At 68.8% G+C, this 17,611-nt stretch carries 11 protein-coding genes; 3 read left to right on the top strand and 8 right to left on the bottom strand.

Annotation, left to right across the window (positions count from 1 at the left end):
• Positions 1-31: 31 nt before the first annotated feature.
• The 7 genes from LK10_RS07630 to LK10_RS07600 form a co-directional block, all read right to left on the bottom strand.
• Positions 32-952, bottom strand: coding sequence for a hypothetical protein (locus tag LK10_RS07630; protein WP_043121918.1), 921 nt, complete (start codon positions 950-952; stop codon positions 32-34).
• A gap of 23 nt (positions 953-975) precedes the next feature.
• On the bottom strand, positions 976-1,479 hold the full coding sequence (locus tag LK10_RS07625) for a DUF456 domain-containing protein (RefSeq protein WP_043121915.1): 504 nt from the start codon (positions 1,477-1,479) through the stop codon (positions 976-978).
• Positions 1,480-1,592: 113 nt separating this feature from the next.
• Positions 1,593-2,786 (bottom strand): NAD(P)-dependent malic enzyme, encoded by a 1,194-nt coding sequence (locus LK10_RS07620; RefSeq protein WP_052207088.1) that lies wholly within the window; start codon positions 2,784-2,786, stop codon positions 1,593-1,595.
• A 395-nt stretch (positions 2,787-3,181) separates the two neighbouring features.
• Entirely contained in the window at positions 3,182-3,799 is a 618-nt protein-coding gene (locus tag LK10_RS07615; protein WP_043121913.1) for a TetR/AcrR family transcriptional regulator, read from the bottom strand.
• A gap of 121 nt (positions 3,800-3,920) precedes the next feature.
• A complete protein-coding gene (locus tag LK10_RS07610; RefSeq protein ID WP_043121910.1) occupies positions 3,921-5,198 on the bottom strand; it encodes an MFS transporter in 1,278 nt (425 codons plus the stop codon).
• Positions 5,199-5,429: 231 nt separating this feature from the next.
• Positions 5,430-7,901, bottom strand: coding sequence for a beta-glucosidase family protein (locus tag LK10_RS07605; RefSeq protein WP_043121908.1), 2,472 nt, complete (start codon positions 7,899-7,901; stop codon positions 5,430-5,432).
• Positions 7,902-8,069: 168 nt separating this feature from the next.
• Positions 8,070-12,548 (bottom strand): ExeM/NucH family extracellular endonuclease, encoded by a 4,479-nt coding sequence (locus LK10_RS07600; protein ID WP_052207081.1) that lies wholly within the window; start codon positions 12,546-12,548, stop codon positions 8,070-8,072.
• A 791-nt stretch (positions 12,549-13,339) separates the two neighbouring features.
• Between LK10_RS07600 and LK10_RS07590 the strand changes: the two genes are divergently transcribed.
• The 3 genes from LK10_RS07590 (at position 13,340) to LK10_RS07580 (ending at position 16,973) form a co-directional block, all read left to right on the top strand.
• Complete coding sequence (locus LK10_RS07590) at positions 13,340-14,011, top strand: GntR family transcriptional regulator (protein WP_043121906.1); 672 nt, start codon at positions 13,340-13,342, stop codon at positions 14,009-14,011.
• 3 nt (positions 14,012-14,014) lie between these two features.
• Complete coding sequence (locus LK10_RS07585) at positions 14,015-15,697, top strand: ABC1 kinase family protein (protein WP_043121904.1); 1,683 nt, start codon at positions 14,015-14,017, stop codon at positions 15,695-15,697.
• Positions 15,698-15,776: 79 nt separating this feature from the next.
• Positions 15,777-16,973 carry an MFS transporter gene (locus LK10_RS07580; protein ID WP_043121901.1) on the top strand — a complete coding sequence of 399 codons (1,197 nt, stop codon included), beginning with the start codon at positions 15,777-15,779 and terminating at the stop codon, positions 16,971-16,973.
• Positions 16,974-16,975: 2 nt separating this feature from the next.
• Here LK10_RS07580 and LK10_RS07575 read toward each other — a convergent pair whose 3' ends face one another.
• On the bottom strand, positions 16,976-17,605 hold the full coding sequence (locus LK10_RS07575) for a DUF305 domain-containing protein (protein WP_052207080.1): 630 nt from the start codon (positions 17,603-17,605) through the stop codon (positions 16,976-16,978).
• Positions 17,606-17,611 lie beyond the last annotated feature (6 nt).

Here is a 17,611-nt window from a genome sequence, read left to right as displayed (position 1 = left end):
GTCGGATCAGGGGCCCTCGGCGTGCGGCTGCCTACTGCTCGGGGCGCTCGCCTGTGAGCCGCTCGAAGTCCCGGAGCCACAGCTCGCGCACCTCGGCGTCCTTGGTTCGCTTCGCGCCCTGGCGCACCCCGCCGTCGTTCGCCCTCCGAAGGGAACGCCGGCGGCCGACGCCGACGAGCAGGAGCGCGCGCTCCGTCATTGCCGCGTGGCGCAGCACGAGCGAGGTACGACGACGGCGCATGACCTCGCGCACGGCGTTCTGGGCGTCGGCGCGGTGGCCCAAGGAGCGAAGCACCCGTGCCCGCAGCAGGAGGAGGGCAGCTGCGAGATCGTCGCGGTTGGTGAGTCCCTCCGTCCACGAGACGACGTCGACCGGGCGGCCCAGGATCTCGGCGAGCCGAGCGCCTGCGAGCGTGGTCGGCAGCGAAGGCGGGAGTGGGGCGAGGGCCGCGAGGGCCTCGCCCGGGTGGCCGATCTCGCGGAGGCTGTGGGCGAGGGCCAGGCACACCGCCTCCTCGCTGAAGAGCACCTCGACGCTCACGCCCTCGGAGAGCTCGATCCACTGGGACCAAGCGCCGAGGTAGTCGGCGGCGAACTGTGCCGCGGCCTGCTCGTTCTCGCCCGCGAGGCCACGCTGGAGGAGCTCGGCGGCTTGGGCGTGCTGGTGGCTGCGGTACGCGAGCAGGCCGGCGAGGACGTAGCAGAGCCCCGACCAGCCGGGGTGGGATCTGGAGAGCCCGACCAGGCGCTCGGGCTCTTGGGAACGGAAGACGGCGTCGAAGACAGCCCGCTCGACCTTCGCCGGGAACCTTCGTAGCCGCGGGCTCCTCCCCCGCCGCCCGAAGCGGTCGAGGACGCCATGGACAGGCGTGGATACCCGCACGCCGCGGAAGGGCGTGAGGTCGCGGGGGTCGTGAAACGTGTGCTGGCGGTCCACATCGCTGGAAGCCATGGCTTCCATGCTAACGAAGGCGCTCACCGGGTAGAGAAGTAGATCCAGGCGGCAATGACCCACAGCGTGACTGCGGCGGCGGCGCACGCGAACTCGACGATGTGGCCGATCCCGATGGCTTTGAGGGCAACGAGCGACGACGACGTCGCAGATCTGAAGTCTCGCGTGCGCAACCATTCGCTCCCGAGAAGCCCGAGGGCGAAGCCGATGAACAGGCCGAGCACCGGCACGACGAACATCCCGACGACGCCGACGACGGTCGCGGCGAGGATCGAGCTGTTCGGGATATTCCGCGCGGCGAGCCTCCGCCCGGTCAGCACGTACGCGGCCGCCATCCCAGCGGCGAACAGAACGGTGCCGACGGCGAAGACGATCCACCCGCCGGACCCCGAGCGGCCGAAGAGGGCCCATTCGAGGAGCGCAAGGATTCCCAGCAGGCTCCCCGGCAGGACCGGCACGATCGTGCCGACCACAGCGACAGCGAGGGCCAAGCCGGTCAGTAGAGCAGCGAGAGCGGGTCCATCCACGGGACCCCAGCCTAGCCCAGCGGCCTGTTCGCCTAGCGAACCCCCACTTGCCGGACGAGACCGCAGGTAACGAGCTGCGGTCTCGTCCGGGAAGTGCGGTCTCGGCGCCGGGCCTACTCGCCGACGACGACGGCGGCGGCCACGGCTGCGGTGACGGCGGGGGCGACGCGCGGGTCGAGGGGGCTCGGGACGATGTAGTCGGCTGAGAGCTTGTCCTCGGCGAGCGCGGCGATCGCTCGGGCTGCGGCGAGCTTCATCGCGGGGGTGATCCGGCGGGCGCCGGCGTCCAGGGCGCCGCGGAAGATGCCCGGGAACGCGAGGACGTTGTTGATCTGGTTCGGGAAGTCGCTGCGGCCCGTGGCGACGACGGCCGCGTGCCGGCGGGCGACCTCGGGCGCGACCTCGGGGTCGGGGTTGGACAGGGCGAAGACGATGGAGCCCTCAGCCATCGCCGCGATGTGCCCCTCCGGCACTGTCGAGGACGAGACCCCGATGAACACGTTCGCCCCCGCAAGGGCCTCCGCCGTGCCGCCCGTGACGCCACGCGGGTTAGTGCGGGCCGCGAACTCGGCCTTCATCCCCGTCAGGTCGCCCCGGCCGGCGTGCAGGGTGCCCTTGGAATCCAGCAGCACGACGTCGCGCACGCCCGCCGTGAGCAGGATCTCGGCCACCGCGATCCCCGCTGCGCCGGCCCCGGCGATCACCGCTCGCAGCGAGGCGAGGTCCTTGCCCACGACCTTGGCGGCGTTCGTCAGGGCAGCGAGGGCCACGACCGCGGTCCCGTGCTGGTCGTCGTGCATCACCGGCATGTCGAGGGCCTCGATGAGGCGCCGCTCGAGCTCGAAGCAGCGCGGGGCCGAGATGTCTTCGAGGTTCACCGCGCCGAAGCTCGGGGAGATCCGGACGAGGGTCTCGATGATCTCGTCCACGTCCGTGGTGTTGAGCACGATCGGGATGGAGTCGAGGCCCCCGAAGGTCTTGAACAGGGCACTCTTGCCCTCCATCACAGGCAGCGAGGCCGACGGGCCGATGTTCCCGAGGCCCAGCACCGCGGTCCCGTCCGAGACGACCGCGACGAGCCGCGAGGCCCACGTATGGGTCCGGGCCACGGCAGGGTCCGCGGCGATCGCCCGGCTGACCTGCGCGACCCCGGGGGTGTACGCAATCGAGAGGTCGCGCTTGCTCGCAAGCGAGCGATCGACGGCGACCGAGAGCTTCCCACCCTCGTGCGCGGCGAAGATCTCCTGGCCCGTGATCGGCTCGGTGCCCTCGACGCGCCCTTCGTGCGGCCGGGCGGACGGGGTGATCCCGGCGGAGGCGGAAGAAGTGGAGGCGGAAGAAATAGATGCGGACGAAGTAGGTGCGGAAGAACTAGACACAGCGCTGTCTCCTGGATCATCGCCGGCACGGGCGGCCGACGGCGCCACTCGGCTGCCGCGGGAGCGTCCTGTACGTCGTCGGGCAGGCACGCTTTCGCGTCACACGCGTGGCAAGGAAGTGGTTCCGGGGGTAATGCGCCGGATGAGGCGCTTCCGGGAGACTCGGCGACGCGGGGATGTCCGCGCGGCGGGCCTCGGGGAAGGAGGTAACCCCATCATACGAGGCCAGCAGGAAGATTCCGCAATGCGAATTTCCACGCACCGGAAGTCAAGGGTTGCGCGGTCTCGCGCGAACGCCTCGCGCGGCCCTCGCACCCGGCCGGTCAGGCGAGCCGTGCGGCGGAAGGCCTCGACTCGAGGAGCGCGCACGCTTCCTTGAGCTGCTGCTCCGCCTCGTAGGGCAGGAGGCGTCCGGTACGGATCGCCGAGACGAGTCCGGAGACCATGAGGACGATGCTCTTGCCCCGCGGGGCACCCCCGCCGAGGCGGCCGAGCACGGACCATGAGAGCTCATCGACTTCGCCGATCATGCGCGCGAGCTCGTGGTCCGCGGGGACGACGAGCTCGTCGAGGCAGCTGTTGACGGCGGGCTGCGAAAGTCGCATCTGCAGCAGCTCGATTGCGGCGCCGGCCAATTGCCGCGAGCGCTCCTCGATCCCGCGGCCCCTCGCGTTGCGCGCGCGGCTCTCCACCCGTTCGCGGAGTTCGAGAAGCTGCCGACGGTGCAGCGCGAGCAGGAGATGGGCGGTGGAGGGAAAGTACCGGTAGGCCGTGCTGAGGGAGACGCCGGCACGGGTGGCAACGGCTGAGACCTCAACCTGTGGGTATTCGAGCCGGGCGAACTCTGCGGCGGCATCGAGCAGTCTGCGGTAACGCTCGGCCAGGCGAGGTGTGGTCGGTGGAGCCTCCATCGACACCAGGTCCTTGGGCAGTTCGAGCACTCGCAGCAACCTCTTTCCGGCGGTCGTCCGGCAACGGTTCGGACCCATGGCTGCGCCCCGGCTCATGGCGCAATGGGTCCCCCCAACTATAGCGCCAGAGCCTGAAGGCACCGTGCTGGGTTCACTCCACGGAGCGGATGCGGGTCACGAAGACCGCCCCGAGCAGGCCGATCACGGCCGCGGCTACGTAGAGCGAGATGTAGCCGCCCCAGTACGCGACGAACGGGTAGGCGATGAGCGGGGCGATGACCTGCGGGAGTGAGTTCGCGATGTTGATGACGCCGAGATCCCTGCCGCGATCGCTGGCTTTCGGGAGGACCTGGGTGATGAGCGCGAAGTCGACGGCGAGATACGTGCCGAAGCCGATGCCCAGGATGCACGCGCCGACAATCGCACCGGGCCACATCGGAAAGAACCCGATCGTGAGGGATGCGATCGCGATGATGACCGACGAGCCGATGACAAGGGGCTTCCGCCGTCCCATTCGATCCGAGAGCTTCCCGCCGATCACGCTCGTGATGATGACGAACACGGCGTAGAGGCCGGTGAGGATGAGCACGCCGGTTGCCGGGTCGATGCCCTCGGTCTGCTTGAGCCGCACGGCGTCTGTGAGGAAGAACAGCAGATAGAGCGTGACCATGTGGTTGCCTACGTTGACGAGCAGGCGCGTGATCCACGCCCAGGCGAAATCCGGGTACCGGGCCGGATTGACCCAGAACCCGGCGAGGAACCGGCCGAGCGAGAAGGGCGGAACAGCTGTCCGCGGAAGGGGATCGTCAGCCGCCGTCGTGAGATAGAGCACGACGCCGACCATGAGGGCCACCCCGCAGATCACGTAGCCGAGGGCGAAATTTCCGGAGACGACGGCGGCGATCACCGCCCCGAGGAGGATCCCGGCGGTCTGGCCCATGGCTGCGAGGCCGCCGACGGTCCCGCGCTGCTCGACGGGTGCCCGGTCGGGAACAGCGGCCGTAATGGCCGCGTAGGCGCCATTGGCCCCCAGCTGGACGAGGCACCACAGGGCGGTCGCCGCGGCGACATTGGGCGCACCGGCAAGCGCGACGAGCGCGACCGTGCCGAGCAGTGCCCCGATCAGCACCCACGGACGACGGCGGCCGAACCGGCTCCACGTGCGGTCCGAGAACGCGCCGAAGAGCGGATTGGCCACGAGGGACACGCCTGCACCCGCACCCGTGATGAGCGCAAGGATCGCTTCCTTCTGGCCCGGGTCGAATGCCTGCGCCTGGAGGCCGAGGAGGACCTGGATCGGGCCGAAGAACGCGGCATTGATGCCCACGTTCACGAGCACGAGACCCGTGATCCACAATGGCCCGGCACGCTCGACTGGCTCGGCGAGCGCAGACTGGGGAACGGGCTGCGGCGAGGCGTCTGCGCTCATGAGTGGCTCCCGGCTGTCATGGCCACCTCGGTGCAGAGGTGGCGCCCGGACTCAGAGTAATCCGAGGTGGTCCCATACGAAGGGCAGCTCCGCGTAGTGGAGTGCCAGCCCAATGCCGGGAGCGGCGTACCGATAGTCGTACAGCCAGGTGGGCGCAGGACGCGACGATGCCCAGGACACCATCGGCAACCGGAACGTCGCGTCCGTGACGAGCTGCGCGAACCCTACCGGTCAACGCCGCACGAAACCCGCTCGTGTGCGGTCAGCGACCGATGCCCCCACCTCGACGGTGAATTCGCCCGGCTCGACGGCCCACGCGTGGGCGTCGGAGTCCCAATGCTCGAAGGCCCTGTCCGGGATCGGGATCTCGATGCGGCGGGTCTCCCCCGGCCCGAGCGCCACTTTCGCGAACGCTGCGAGCCACGCCGCCGGGCGTTCGACGGCGGAGTCCGGCCGCGAGACGTAGACCTGGACGACCTGGGCGCCAGCCCGGTCACCGCTGTTCGTGACGCTCACGCTCACCGTCTCACCCCGGACCTCGGCTTCCGAGAGACGCCACGTCGTGTAGCCGAGGCCATGGCCGAAGGGGACCGCTGGCTCGATTCCACGCCGCAGATACGCCTTGTACCCGATATCGAGACCCTCGTCGTAGCGCACCGTGCCGTCCGCAGGAATGTTCTGGGGTTGGACGATGGCCCCCTCCGCCGGCCACGTTGTCGGCATATGGCCCCCGGGCTCCACGGCTCCCGTCAGGACGTCCGCGAGCGCCGCGCCCATCTGCTGGCCGGGGAACCACACGAGGAGCACGGCCTTCGCCTTCTCGAGCCACGGCATGAGGACGGGTGCGCCCGCATTGACGACGACGACCGTGTTCGGGTTCGCTTCGATCACTGCTTCGACAAGCTCGTCCTGCCGCCCCGGGAGGGCGAGGGACTCTCGGTCGTAGCCTTCCGACTCGACCTCTTCAGTCGTGCCAACGACCACGACGGCGGCGTCCGAGGAGCGTGCGAGTTCGACGGCGGCTGCGATCTCCTCGTCGTCAGTGCCGTGCGGACCTTCCCCGTTGACGAGCGTCGCCCAGAAATGGGCGCCGGTGACCGGGTCCGCGACGGCGGAGAACGTCGTCGTGAGGAGCACTGACTCGCCCTCCCCCAGCTCGCGCTCGACGAGGAGCTGAGGCGGCAGCATGAGGCCCTCGACGATGTCGGCGCCCTCGCGGAGCCGGACATTCTCGTCCGCCACGACCTCGCCGTCGAGCGCAACGGTGATGTGGCCGACCCCGGACGCCCCCAAGCGGTGGGTGCCGGAGTCCCGGGCGGTGACGCGCGTCGTCGTCCGTACAGTGGCGACGCGATCTGCGGGAATGCCCGGCGCGAAGTCGCCCATCCACACGAACTGCCCGATGCGCCGCTGCTCGCTCGCGAGGACGGCGCCGTCCGCGTCGGGGAATTCGACGAGCATGCCGCTCCCCGAGCCGTCGGGCAGTTGGGCGGCGGAGCCCTCGAGGATGCCGACGCGCTCGGTGGACCGCGCGCCGAGCGCCGTGCGGACGGTGGCGTCTGGGAGCGCTGCGGTCAGGGCCTCGGCCGGATGCACCACGTGCTTCGGCATGACGGACGCCGAGCCGCCGCCCGCAATGCGGCCCCGCACGGCGTTGGGGCCGACTACCGCGAGCGAGGTCACGTCCCGAAGCGGGAGGACGTCGTCGTCGTTCTTGACCAGCACGAACCCGGCAGCGGCGGCTTCGCGGAGGAGACCGTCCATCTGCTCCTCGGAGACGGGCTGGGCCTCGGTGCCATCGAAGCCCTCGAGTTTGCCAGTGCGTGCGGCGAGTCGGAACAGGCGGAGCAGCTTCTCGTCGATCTTCGCCTCGTCGACCCTGCCCGCGCGGACCGCGTCGACGAGCGCCTGGCCCCAGGGCGAGTCGGGGCCCGGCATCACGAGGTCGAGGCCCGCATTGGCCGACTCTTCTGTGGAACGGGTCGCGAACCAATCGGACATGACGAGTGCGTCGGAAGCCCACTCTCCCTTGAGGACATCGTCGAGGAGGGGGGACTCGGTCATCGACGTTCCGTTGACCTTGTTGTACGCGGCCATGTAGGACCACGGCTGCGCCTCGCGCTCGATCCGCTCGAATGGCGCGAGATACAGCTCGCGGAGGGTGCGCTCGTCGACAATGTTGTCGACGCCCATGCGCTCGGTCTCCTGATCGTTCGCGACGAAGTGCTTGACGCACGTGCCCACGCCCTGGCCCTGCACGCCGCGCACCCAGGCGGCGCCGATCGCACCTGTGAGCAGCGGGTCCTCGGAGTAGCACTCGAAGTGGCGGCCGCCGACAGGCGTGCGGTGCAGGTTCACGGTCGGGGCAAGAATGACGTCGACGCCCTTGCGTCGCGCCTCGGCACCCATCGCGTGGCCGATCCGCTCGACGAGCTCGGGATCCCACGTCGCTGCGATGGCCGTGGGCGAGGGGCCGTTGGCGGACCAGTCGCGATCGTCCCAGGTCTCGCCGCGGACCCCGACCGGTCCGTCCGAGACGACGAAGCGGCGGAACCCGGCCTTGGGTTCGGCCTCGATGGACCAGAACGAGCTGCCGGTGAGGAGGCGGACCTTCTCCTCGAGGATCAGGCGAGCGATCCGCTCGCGGAGGGACGCCTCACTCGGCTGGTTCCGGGACTCTTGCTCGTCGAGGAGATCGGTCATGGGATGGCCTTTCGCTTAGACGGATCGCTTACTCGTCCCAGTCAGGATATGACGGGGGTCACAATTGGCGCCCTCCCCGCTCGTGCAGATGCAATTGCCCCGCCGGCTCCTGCAGATTCAAATCGGCAGGAGCTGACGGGGCAACGGGGCCTGCGTTAGGAAGCGCTTCTAGCTGCAGAGCCGCGCATAGTTGCGCTTCAGTGCTTCATAGGCCTTGGGGCTGTGCGGGCTCATCCCCTCCGTGGCGATCTGGTCCTCGAGCGCCCGGCACTGCGGCGGAAGATCGACCACAGGCACCGAGATGGGCAGCGTCGCGGTTGTCCCAGACTCAAGGGCGGAAACGACGTACTTCCCGCCCTGCGGGTACCGGCCGACCGCGAAGTCCAGCTGGGCCTTTCCGCCCGTTGCTTGGAACGTACCGACGAACTGCGGGCTTCCGGTTGCAGGGTAGTACGTCAGCGAGACCTGCGTGTTCGTCGGGCTGCCCAAGGATGTCAGGTCGAGACTGCCTACGGCGATCGAGATCCGCTGCCCGGCCGCGACGCTTGACGGCGCTCCCTGAACCTCCGCGCTGCGCTTGGCGAAGTCCGGCGAGACCGGCGAGGAGGCCTTGAGGTAGGCGATCCATGCGTCACGGTCGATGAGCCCCGAGTCACGCGTCCCGGAGCCCTGCTTGAAGACATGGAAGTTGTCGCCTCCCTGTGCGAGGAAGCTGAACGTCCCCACACGATACGAACGCTGCGGATCAATCGGCTGCCCGTTGACCCGGACCGAAGTGACCCGATCGCCTTCCGGCCGCGTCGAGTCGAACGTGTACACGAGGTTCTTCGAGAGGCTGAGCTGGAGATATGGCCGGCTCGGGACTGACCCGTCAGCTTGGCGCTGCCACTGCTGTTCGAGCATCGTCTTGACCTGAGCGCCCGTGAGCGAGGTGGTCCAGAGATTGTTGACGAACGGCAGGACCGCGTTCGCCTCGGCGTACGTGATCGTGCCGTCGGGCGCGTAGTAGAGCTCGCCGCGGAGGCCGCCCGGATTCACGACCCCGATTTCCGCGCCGCCCAGCGCGGGATCCTCGAGCGAGGCAAGGAGCGCATCGGCAACGAGGCCGCCGAGCGTCGAGGCGTTGGCGCGATCGTCGCGGTTGCCTCCGGAGAACGCGGTCGTGATGTCCGCGGTGACCTTGCCGATCGGCTGGTTGCCGATCTCCGCGGCCTTGGCGAGAGCACGGTCCGCGATCGCCTTGACCTCTGCGACCCGTGGGTACTTTGCCACGAGCTCGGCATCCGCGGTCGTCGCGCGCTTCACGTTCGACTGCGAGTAGCTCACGACCTGCTTGGTCCCCCGGTCCACCTTGAGATCGACCAGGCCGACGTTCTCTCCATAACTTCCCGTCTGCAGTACGGGCCGGGTCTTGCCCGGCTGGCCGGGAACGGGTGCGTCCCACGCGTATTGCTTGTGGGTGTGGCCCGTGAAGATTGCCGCGACGTCTGCCGTCGTCTGCGTGACGAGCTTGGCGAATGGGCCGCCGGCAGCGACCTCCTGCTCGAGGCTCGCCCCTTCGGGCGTGCCCGCACCGGCGCCGTCGTGGTACTCGGCGACGATCACGTCAGCAAGCCCCTCGGCCTTGAGCTTCGCAGCGACGCGGTTGACTGCGTCGGTCGGGTCGCCGAAGTCGAGGTCCGCTATCCCGCCGTGCGAGACGAGCGCGGGCGTCTCCTGCGTCACGACCCCGACGACCCCGATCTTGAGCCCCCCGGAGGTGACGATCGAGTATTCGGGGAGAGCCGGCGTCGTCGTCCCCTTCTCGTAGACGTTCGCTCCGAGATAGGGGAACTTCGAGTTCGCACCGCCGTTGACCACGCGCCCAGTAAGGTCCGAGAAGCTGCGGTCGAACTCGTGGTTGCCCACCGCGCTCGCCGAGAGCCCGAGGGCGTTGAGGACGTCGATCGTCGGCTGGTCGTCCTGGCTCGCAGAAGCGAAGAGCGAGGCCCCGATGTTGTCACCGGCGGAGAGGAACACAGCGTTCCCTCCCGGAGCATCTGCCTTGAGCTGCTCGACCGTCCCTGCGAACTTCACGGTGTTCCCGTCGATCCGTCCGTGGAAGTCGTTCAGATTGACGAACCGAACGTCTGCCTCGGTCGGCGCCTCCGTGAGATTGAGCCCCACGACGAACGGATCATGGTCGGACGCGCGGAACTGGTCCGGCGCGTAGTAGCTCGTGGCGTTGTAGCTGTAGCGGCTGTACTCGAAGGCCACGGATTCCACTGAGTTGATGTTCCAGATGTCGGCCCCGGTGACGAGCGCATCCGCGGCAGGCGACGCGAGCACATGGTCGAGCGAGCCGACCATGCCGCCGAACGCGTACGACTGCTTGTCGCCCGTGCGCGATGACTGGTCCACGTAGCCCGCGCCCTTGAGGACGTTCATCGGATCCTCGAACGCGTAGGCGTTGAAGTCGCCGACGAGGAATACCCGGTCGGTACCTGCCTCCTTCTTCATCGAGTCCGCGAAGCTCACGAGGGCCTTCGCCTGCGCCGTACGCGCTAGGTTCGACGCACCCTGGCCTTGGTCCGTGTCGTCCGGCGTCGCCGCAGAGCCCTTCGACTTGAAGTGGTTCACGATCGCGAGGAACTTCGTCCCATCACCCGCGCCGGCCGCCCTGAATGCCTGGGCAAGGGGCTGGCGTGCGATACCCGTGAACGCGGCGTCGTCAAGGATCGCCGAGGAGCCCGCCGGCTCGACGGCGCCCGGACGGTAGATGAACGCCGTCCGGATGAAGTCCTCTGACGCGGGGACGTTGGCGGGGCTGGGCACGAACGCCCACGTTCCGGGTGCCGCCGCGTTGAGAGCGTCGACCAGATTCGAGAGGGCGGCGTCGCGCGGCTTCCCGAACTTCGCGGAGTTCTCGATCTCCTCGAGCGAGACGACGTCAGCACCGGATGCGTTGATCGCCGCCACGATCTTGGCCTGCTGACGGAGGAAGTTCTCCTGATTCGCCGCGCCGCGCGCGTCGCAGCCGTCACGAACCGTGACCGGCTGGCCGGCCCGGTCTGTGTAGTACGTGCAGCCCGTGAGCTGATCGCCCGTCGTCGGGAAGTAGTTGAGCACGTTGAACGTTGCGAGCTTGACGTTGCCGCCCACGGAGGCCGGCGCTGAGGGACGCGTGTTCCCGAAGTGTGCGGGCTGGACCGTCGCCGCGTTCGACGGCGTGAGCTGCTCGAGCGGCTCGAACTTCCACGCGCTGTTGCGCCAGTCGAGCACCACGTCCGACGTGAAGGTCACGGGCGATCCCACCCGGACCGGATCCGTGGCGGTGAGGTACGGGAGCGGCTGGGCCTTCGTCGCCGCGTCCTTGAGGAAGTTCGTCGACGCCCCGTCATCGAGCACGATCTTCTTGGCTGCGTTGGCCTGCGTCGTGGCTGTGTACTCGGGCGAGCCATAGGGCGCAACGGCGGTCGGCGTCACGAGAGGGCTTGTCCCCGCGGCGAGGCCGACCTCTCCATAGTTGTTGAGCGAATAGTTGTCCGTGACCGTGTAGGCGCCCTCGGGTGTTACGAGCATGCCTTCGAGTGCTTCCTTCGCGGCTTCGGCTAGGGGGAGGTTAAAAGCGGTCGGCTTCACCTCTGGCACCGGTTCGGACAGGATCTTCAGGCCGCCCGCGCTGACACTCACCTGCGTGAGGTCGAAGTACTCGCTCACGTTGCCGGTGATTTCGACATAGTCCCCTCGGTGCACTGAGCCGACCGTGGCCGGAGAGTAGACGAAGATCGCATCGGAAGCGGTTCGCTCAGCCGCCGGGATTCCCCCGGAGCCGGGCGTCTGGATGTAGTAGCCGTTGAAACCACCCGTGGGGAAGACCGCGGTGACCTTGCCGCGCGTCGTCATGGTCTGGCCGACAAACGGGCTCTGGGTTCCGGGTCCCTGGATGTCGGAGATGACCTTGACGGCAGGGTTGGCGCCCGGGGCCGTGCCGCCCGAGTCCGGGTCTGGGTCCGTCCCGCCGTCCGAGGTCATGTTTTGGGGTGTGACCGCAGTGCTGAGCGAGAAATCGCCCTGGTTGTTGTCGGTGTCGCGGCCACCCGTTCGGCTCAGGCCGCGGGGATCGCCCGTTCCGGAGGGGGCGCTGGCCGGCGCCGTCTCGAAGGTGTTCGAACTGCCGTAGCCGAGAAGATCTACGACGCTCGCATTGCCCGTCACGCTCCCGATCGGCAGCGTTAGGGCGTTCGCACTTCGGGCCAGGACGATCGTGCCGCCGCCGGCGGCAGGATTGAAGCTGGGAGCGTTGACATCCGCCGACGGCAGTTCCGCCCCCGCGGCGCCGTTCGAGCCGCCTTGGACGAGCAGATAGCCGTGCGGCTTGATGATTTTCCCTGTCAGGCTTGCGACTCCAGAGGCTGCGCCGGTCCCCGTGGCGGGCCTGTACTGGAGCGACCAGCCGTCCAGACTCACGTCTTGGGGCGAACTGTTGTAGAGCTCGACGAACTTGTTCTTGTAGGCTGCGCCGGCGCTTCCGCCGTTGACGTAGGCCTCATTGATGACGACGCCGGGCGGCTGCTCGGCGGCAGATGCCGGCAGCGTCGGCAGAAGCGGTGACACGACGGCCACCGCGAAGAGCGCAATCGACGCTCTCCACTTGGAGTTCCCCATATTCAGTTCTTTCTCACGAGGGTGGATGGATGGAGGGTGCAGGGTGAATGAGACCATCGGAATCTGAACGAAGGGTTTCGTTTTCGCGACTACGCCCTAACTTCCGGCGTCGCCTACCGCCGCACCTGGACGATCCGAGAAGCGGAGCGCCCTGGCTGGCCAGCCGGCCGCCTTGACGGGGAGTCGCGGAACGTCGGGCGTAGGCCTCCCGCCCCCTAGACGCCGCAAACTCCGCCACCTATCTCGCTATCCGTGGGCCCCTAGATTCCCCGGGCCCTGCCACGCAGAACCAGGGCGGAACTCGTTGGGAGCCATGAGCTTCGGTATCGTGGGTGCCGCCTGTGGGGCGGTAGCTTGGTCCGCCGGAATGAGGATCAACTGGGACGACGCCTGCAGATGAAGGAGCACGTGATGACGTTCCGCCTCCGCGACGCGAAGACACCCGGAACCATCGGGGGCAGAGCATGTACATATCTGGCCTGTGTCGGAGGCGTTTGGTCAGCTCAATGGCTGCTTTGGTTTCTCACCAGGGAAACCACTCCGCAACCCGACCTATTCAGCCTGATGCTCTTGGCCATCGTGTTCCTCTTCTGGTTTTTCATGCCTCAGCGCTACTGGTTTCGTCCCGGAGCGCCTCCCAAGAAGCCGTAAGGCGAAGGCGCACGTTTCCTCCGAGGGCGCACGTTTCAGCACCGTCAAACGTGCTCTCTGGGGCTAAACCTGCGCCTTCGCGTCAAACGTCCGCTCTCGCATCAGCGACCCTCGACCGCAGCCCCGGTATTGTCTCCCTCATGGAGACCCCTGAGCAGGCCGCCCCCGAGGAGGCGTTTGCGAGCCACGTCTACCAGCTCATCCTCGAGGACATCGTCGCCGGAAGGCTCGCCCCGGGACAGCGCCTGCGCGAGCGGGAACTATCTGAACAGCACCGCGTCTCGCGGATTCCCGTGCGGGAGGCCCTGCACCGGCTCGAGCAGGACGGGTTCATCGTCACCGCGCCGCGGCGGGGCGCCGTCGTCCGGCAACTGACCCTCACCGACGTCGAGGAGCTCTTCGACCTCCGAGTGATCCTCGAATCCTTCGCGGCCCGGCGCGCCGCAGAGCGCGTCGCAGCAGGGGCCGACGGCGGTCGGTTGAGCGAGCTGCTCAAGCTCGCCAAGGAGGCCACGGCGGCGGGCGACGACGAGCTGGCCTCGGACCTCAACACGGAGTTCCACGCCGAGATCGTCAATGTCGCGGGCCACCGACTCCTGGCTCGATCCCTCCGCCCCCTCCAAGGCCTGACCCGCTGGATCTTCGGCTTGGGCGTGAGCCGGCCTGTCGAGCTCAACACGATCGAGCACGACGAACTGCGGGAAGCCATCCTCGCCGGCCGAACGCAGCTCGCTGAATCGCTCGCCGCGTCCCACGTCGAGCTGGGCCGCCAACCCGTCCTCGACGGCCTCGCCGGAAGACTCCCGGAGTAGACCATGGCCTTCGGAATCTCCGGCTCTCGCGCCGCACGCTACGCCCAGATCGGCGAGGTCCTGACCCGCCACGGGCTCGGGCACCTCCTCCACGCGACCGGCCTCGGCCGCTGGTCGCCCACGAACCTCCTCGGCGACGCCGTCGACGCCACGGCCGGGGGGCCCGAGCATCTTCGCCTCGCGCTCGAGGAACTCGGGCCCACGTTCATGAAGCTCGGGCAGATCCTTTCCACCCGGCCAGACCTCGTGCCCGAGGCGTATCAGGCAGAGCTCGCCAAGCTGCAGGACGCGGTGCCGCCGATCCCCGCGGAGGAAATCCGCGCCGTCGTCCGCGAGGAACTGGGCGTCGACGCCGAGGAGGCGTTCGCGACGTTCGACGACGAAGCGATAGCGAGCGCGTCCATCGGCCAGGTCCACGGCGCCCGCCTCGCGGACGGGACGCGCGTGGTCGTGAAGGTCAGGAAGCCGGGCGCCGTGGACCGGATCCGCGAAGACCTCGAGATCCTGCGAAACCTCGCATCGTCGGCGAGCCGCCAGTGGTCCGCTGCGGCCGACTACAACCTCGTGGGCCTCGTCGAGCAGTTCGGCCGCACGATCCTCGCGGAACTCGACTACCTCCAAGAGGCCCGCAACGCCGAGCGCTTCGCCGCGAACTTCGCGGAGAGCCCTGACATCCGGATCCCCCGCGTCTTCTGGGGGACGACGACGTCCCGCATGCTCACGCTCGAGCGGGTCGAGGGCCTCAAGATCAACGACGTCGAGGCCTTGGACGCAGCCGGCTTCGACCGTTCTGCGCTCGCGCTCAACGCGGCCAGCGCGCTCGCCCAAATGATCTTCCACGACGCTTTCTTCCACGCGGATCCGCACCCCGGCAACATGTTCGTGCAGTCCGATGGGGCGATCGCGGTCATCGACTTCGGCATGGTCGGGGAGATCGACGCTCAGCTGCACGACCAGCTGAGCCGCCTGCTCCTCGCCGTCGCCCGCAAGGACGCCCGGCGGCTCGCGCGCACGCTCCTCGACATGTCGGCCGGGAGCCACGAAGCCGATCTCCCGGATCTGGCCGATGACGTCGCTGACTTCATCTCGCTCTACGACCGAGTGGATCTGCAGGATCTCGACACGGCGCGACTTGTGCAGCGGCTGCTCGCGGTGGTGCGGACGCACCGGCTGCAGCTGCCGGAGGAGATCGCCGTGATCTCCAAGATGTTGGTCATGGCCGAGGGCCTGGGCCGCGTCCTCGACCCAGGCTTCCGGCTCAGCCAGGCGCTCCAGCCGTACGTCGTCGAGCTGTTCATAGAGAGGCACTCCCCGCAGGCGCTCCTCAACGGGCTGAAGGATGCCGGGCTAGGGGCGATGGACCTCGTCGAAGATCTCCCGCACCTCGTGGACGGGCTCGTGCGGATCGTCGATTCAGGTGGCTTCGAGGTGCGGCTGCGCGCCGCCGAACTCGAACCGCTCCTCATCCGCGCCGAGAAGATCGGCGACCGCGTTGTGGCCGGGGTGATCACGGCTGCGTTCATCCGCGGCATCGGGGATCTTGTCTCACTGGACCGCGAGCGGTGGACGGGGTGGCGCGTGCCGTTCATGCGGACCGGCCTCACCGCACTCGGAGGCCTTGGTGGCTACCTCGCGTGGAGTGCGGCGAAGCGACGGCGGCGAGGGCGAAACCTGCCGCACCGCTGATCTGCCTTCCGAATAGTGAGACGAAAATGCTCACTTGGTGGACGTAGGAGCACGATGGCCGTGGCGGAAGGGGCGCAGCATGGCCAACGGGACGAATCTGGAGACTACGAACGGGACGGCGTGGCGCATGCTCGCGCTCGGCGTCGGAGCGCAGACTGCCGGAACCGCCTTCGTGAGCGCTCCGGCCTTCCTCATCCCCGTGCTGAGCACTGAACGTGGCCTTCCGCTCGCGCAGGCGGGCCTCCTCGCTGCGGCCCCGACAGTCGGCATGGTCCTGACCCTCATCGCCTGGGGCGCCCTCGCCGACCGCGTTGGCGAGCGTTGGGTGATCTCCGCGGGCCTCGGACTGACCGCACTCGCCGCGCTCGGCGCCGTCCTCGTCCCGGGCTACGCGGCGCTCGGCGCTTTCGGTCTGCTCGGGGGCGCGGCCGCGGCGAGCAGCAACGCGGCGAGCGGGCGCGTCGTCGTCGGCTGGTTCCCGCGGAGCCAGCGCGGGCTGGCCATGGGGATCCGGCAGATGGCCCAACCGCTCGGCGTGACGGTCGCGGCGCTCACGGTCCCGTGGATCGCCGCGGGGCACGGGACGAGCGCGGCGCTGGTCCTCCCGCTCGTGTTCAACGCCGTGCTCGCGATCCTCTGCGCGGTCGGGCTCGTGAACCCGCCCCGGCCCCCGGCCCGCAGCGCGGCCGCGAGCACGCCGAACCCGTACCGCGCGGGCTCGTTCCTGTGGCGGATCCATGCGGTCTCAGTACTGCTCGTCGTCCCCCAGTTCACACTCTCGACGTTCGGCCTCGTGTGGCTCATCGCCGACGTCGGTCTCGACAGCGTCTCGGCCGGCGCGGTCGTGAGCGCGGCTCAGGTCGTGGGCGCGTTCGGCCGGATCGCGGTTGGCGTGTGGAGCGACCGGCTCGGCAGCCGGGTGCGGCTCCTCCGCTGGGTCGCTGTCGCGGCCGCCATGACCATGGGCCTGGCGGCCGCGACGGATGTGGCGTCCCTACGGGTTGCCGCTGTCGCGGCGTTCGTGATCGCCACCATTGTCAGCGTTGCGGACAACGGCCTCGCGTTCACATCCGTGGCAGAGGCTGCGGGACCGCGGTGGTCGGGCAAGGCGCTCGGGGCGCAGAACACCGGGCAGTTCATGGCGGCGTCGGGCGTGGGGCCCGCGGTGGGCGCGCTCGTGGCCTCGCTCGGCTACCCGCTCGCCTTCTGCCTCGTCGCCGCCGCGCCGCTCGCGGCGATCCCGCTCGTTCCCCCGCGGGACGTCCACGCGGAGTAGGGCTACGGCTGAGCGAGGATCGCCTTCATCTCGTCGATCTCCTTGCTCTGCGACGTCACGATCGCGGATGCCATCGCGACCGCGTCACCGTGTTGGCCCGCCTCGGTCTCCGTCCGCGCCATCTGGACGGCACCCTCGTGGTGGGCGATCATCTGCGTGAGGAACAGCTTCGCGGCCACCGCCGAATCCGCCGCGCGGAGTTGACCGAGATCCTCGTCCCTCATCATCCCGCTCATGACTCCGCCCGAATCATGGTCCGCCATGCTCACCGGCTGACCCCACGCGGCGAGCCAGTTCTTGAGCGTGGCAATCTCGGGAGCCTGCGCGGCCTTGATCTGCTGCGCGAGGGCGGCGACGCGTGGATCGAGCCCCGGCTTGGCGAGGACGATCTCGCTCATCTCCACCGCTTGCTCATGGTGCGGGACCATCATCTGCGCGAACATCGCGTCCGCGCTGTTGAAAGAGGCTGACGGGCTTGGCATCGAGTGCGCGCCGTGAGCCTCGGCAGGGGCGGACGACGACGGCGGTGCGGCGGCGGGCGCCCCGCAGCCTGCGAGCGCGAGGGAGCTCGCCGCGAGGAGTGCCAGGCCGAGCGAACGGCGGCGGGCATGGGTGTGCTGGAGAGTGGTCATGGTCTT

The sequence above is a fragment of the Sinomonas humi genome (genome assembly GCF_000802235.1).
In the GTDB taxonomy this organism is placed as follows: Bacteria; Actinomycetota; Actinomycetes; order Actinomycetales; family Micrococcaceae; genus Sinomonas; species Sinomonas humi.
The sequence above is the reverse complement of the archived record's forward strand: the minus strand, read 5'-3'. Positions and strand labels throughout refer to the sequence as shown.

Bases quoted from the DNA above. Each gene is read 5' to 3' on its own strand.
- LK10_RS07630 (WP_043121918.1), bottom strand. From the start codon at position 952: ATGGCTTCCAGCGATGTGGACCGCCAGCACACGTTTCACGACCCCCGC.
- LK10_RS07610 (WP_043121910.1), bottom strand. From the start codon at position 5,198: ATGAGCGCAGACGCCTCGCCGCAGCCCGTTCCCCAGTCTGCGCTCGCC.
- LK10_RS07605 (WP_043121908.1), bottom strand. From the start codon at position 7,901: ATGACCGATCTCCTCGACGAGCAAGAGTCCCGGAACCAGCCGAGTGAG.
- LK10_RS07600 (WP_052207081.1), bottom strand. From the start codon at position 12,548: ATGGGGAACTCCAAGTGGAGAGCGTCGATTGCGCTCTTCGCGGTGGCC.
- LK10_RS07590 (WP_043121906.1), top strand. From the start codon at position 13,340: ATGGAGACCCCTGAGCAGGCCGCCCCCGAGGAGGCGTTTGCGAGCCAC.
- LK10_RS07585 (WP_043121904.1), top strand. From the start codon at position 14,015: ATGGCCTTCGGAATCTCCGGCTCTCGCGCCGCACGCTACGCCCAGATC.
- LK10_RS07580 (WP_043121901.1), top strand. From the start codon at position 15,777: ATGGCCAACGGGACGAATCTGGAGACTACGAACGGGACGGCGTGGCGC.
- LK10_RS07575 (WP_052207080.1), bottom strand. From the start codon at position 17,605: ATGACCACTCTCCAGCACACCCATGCCCGCCGCCGTTCGCTCGGCCTG.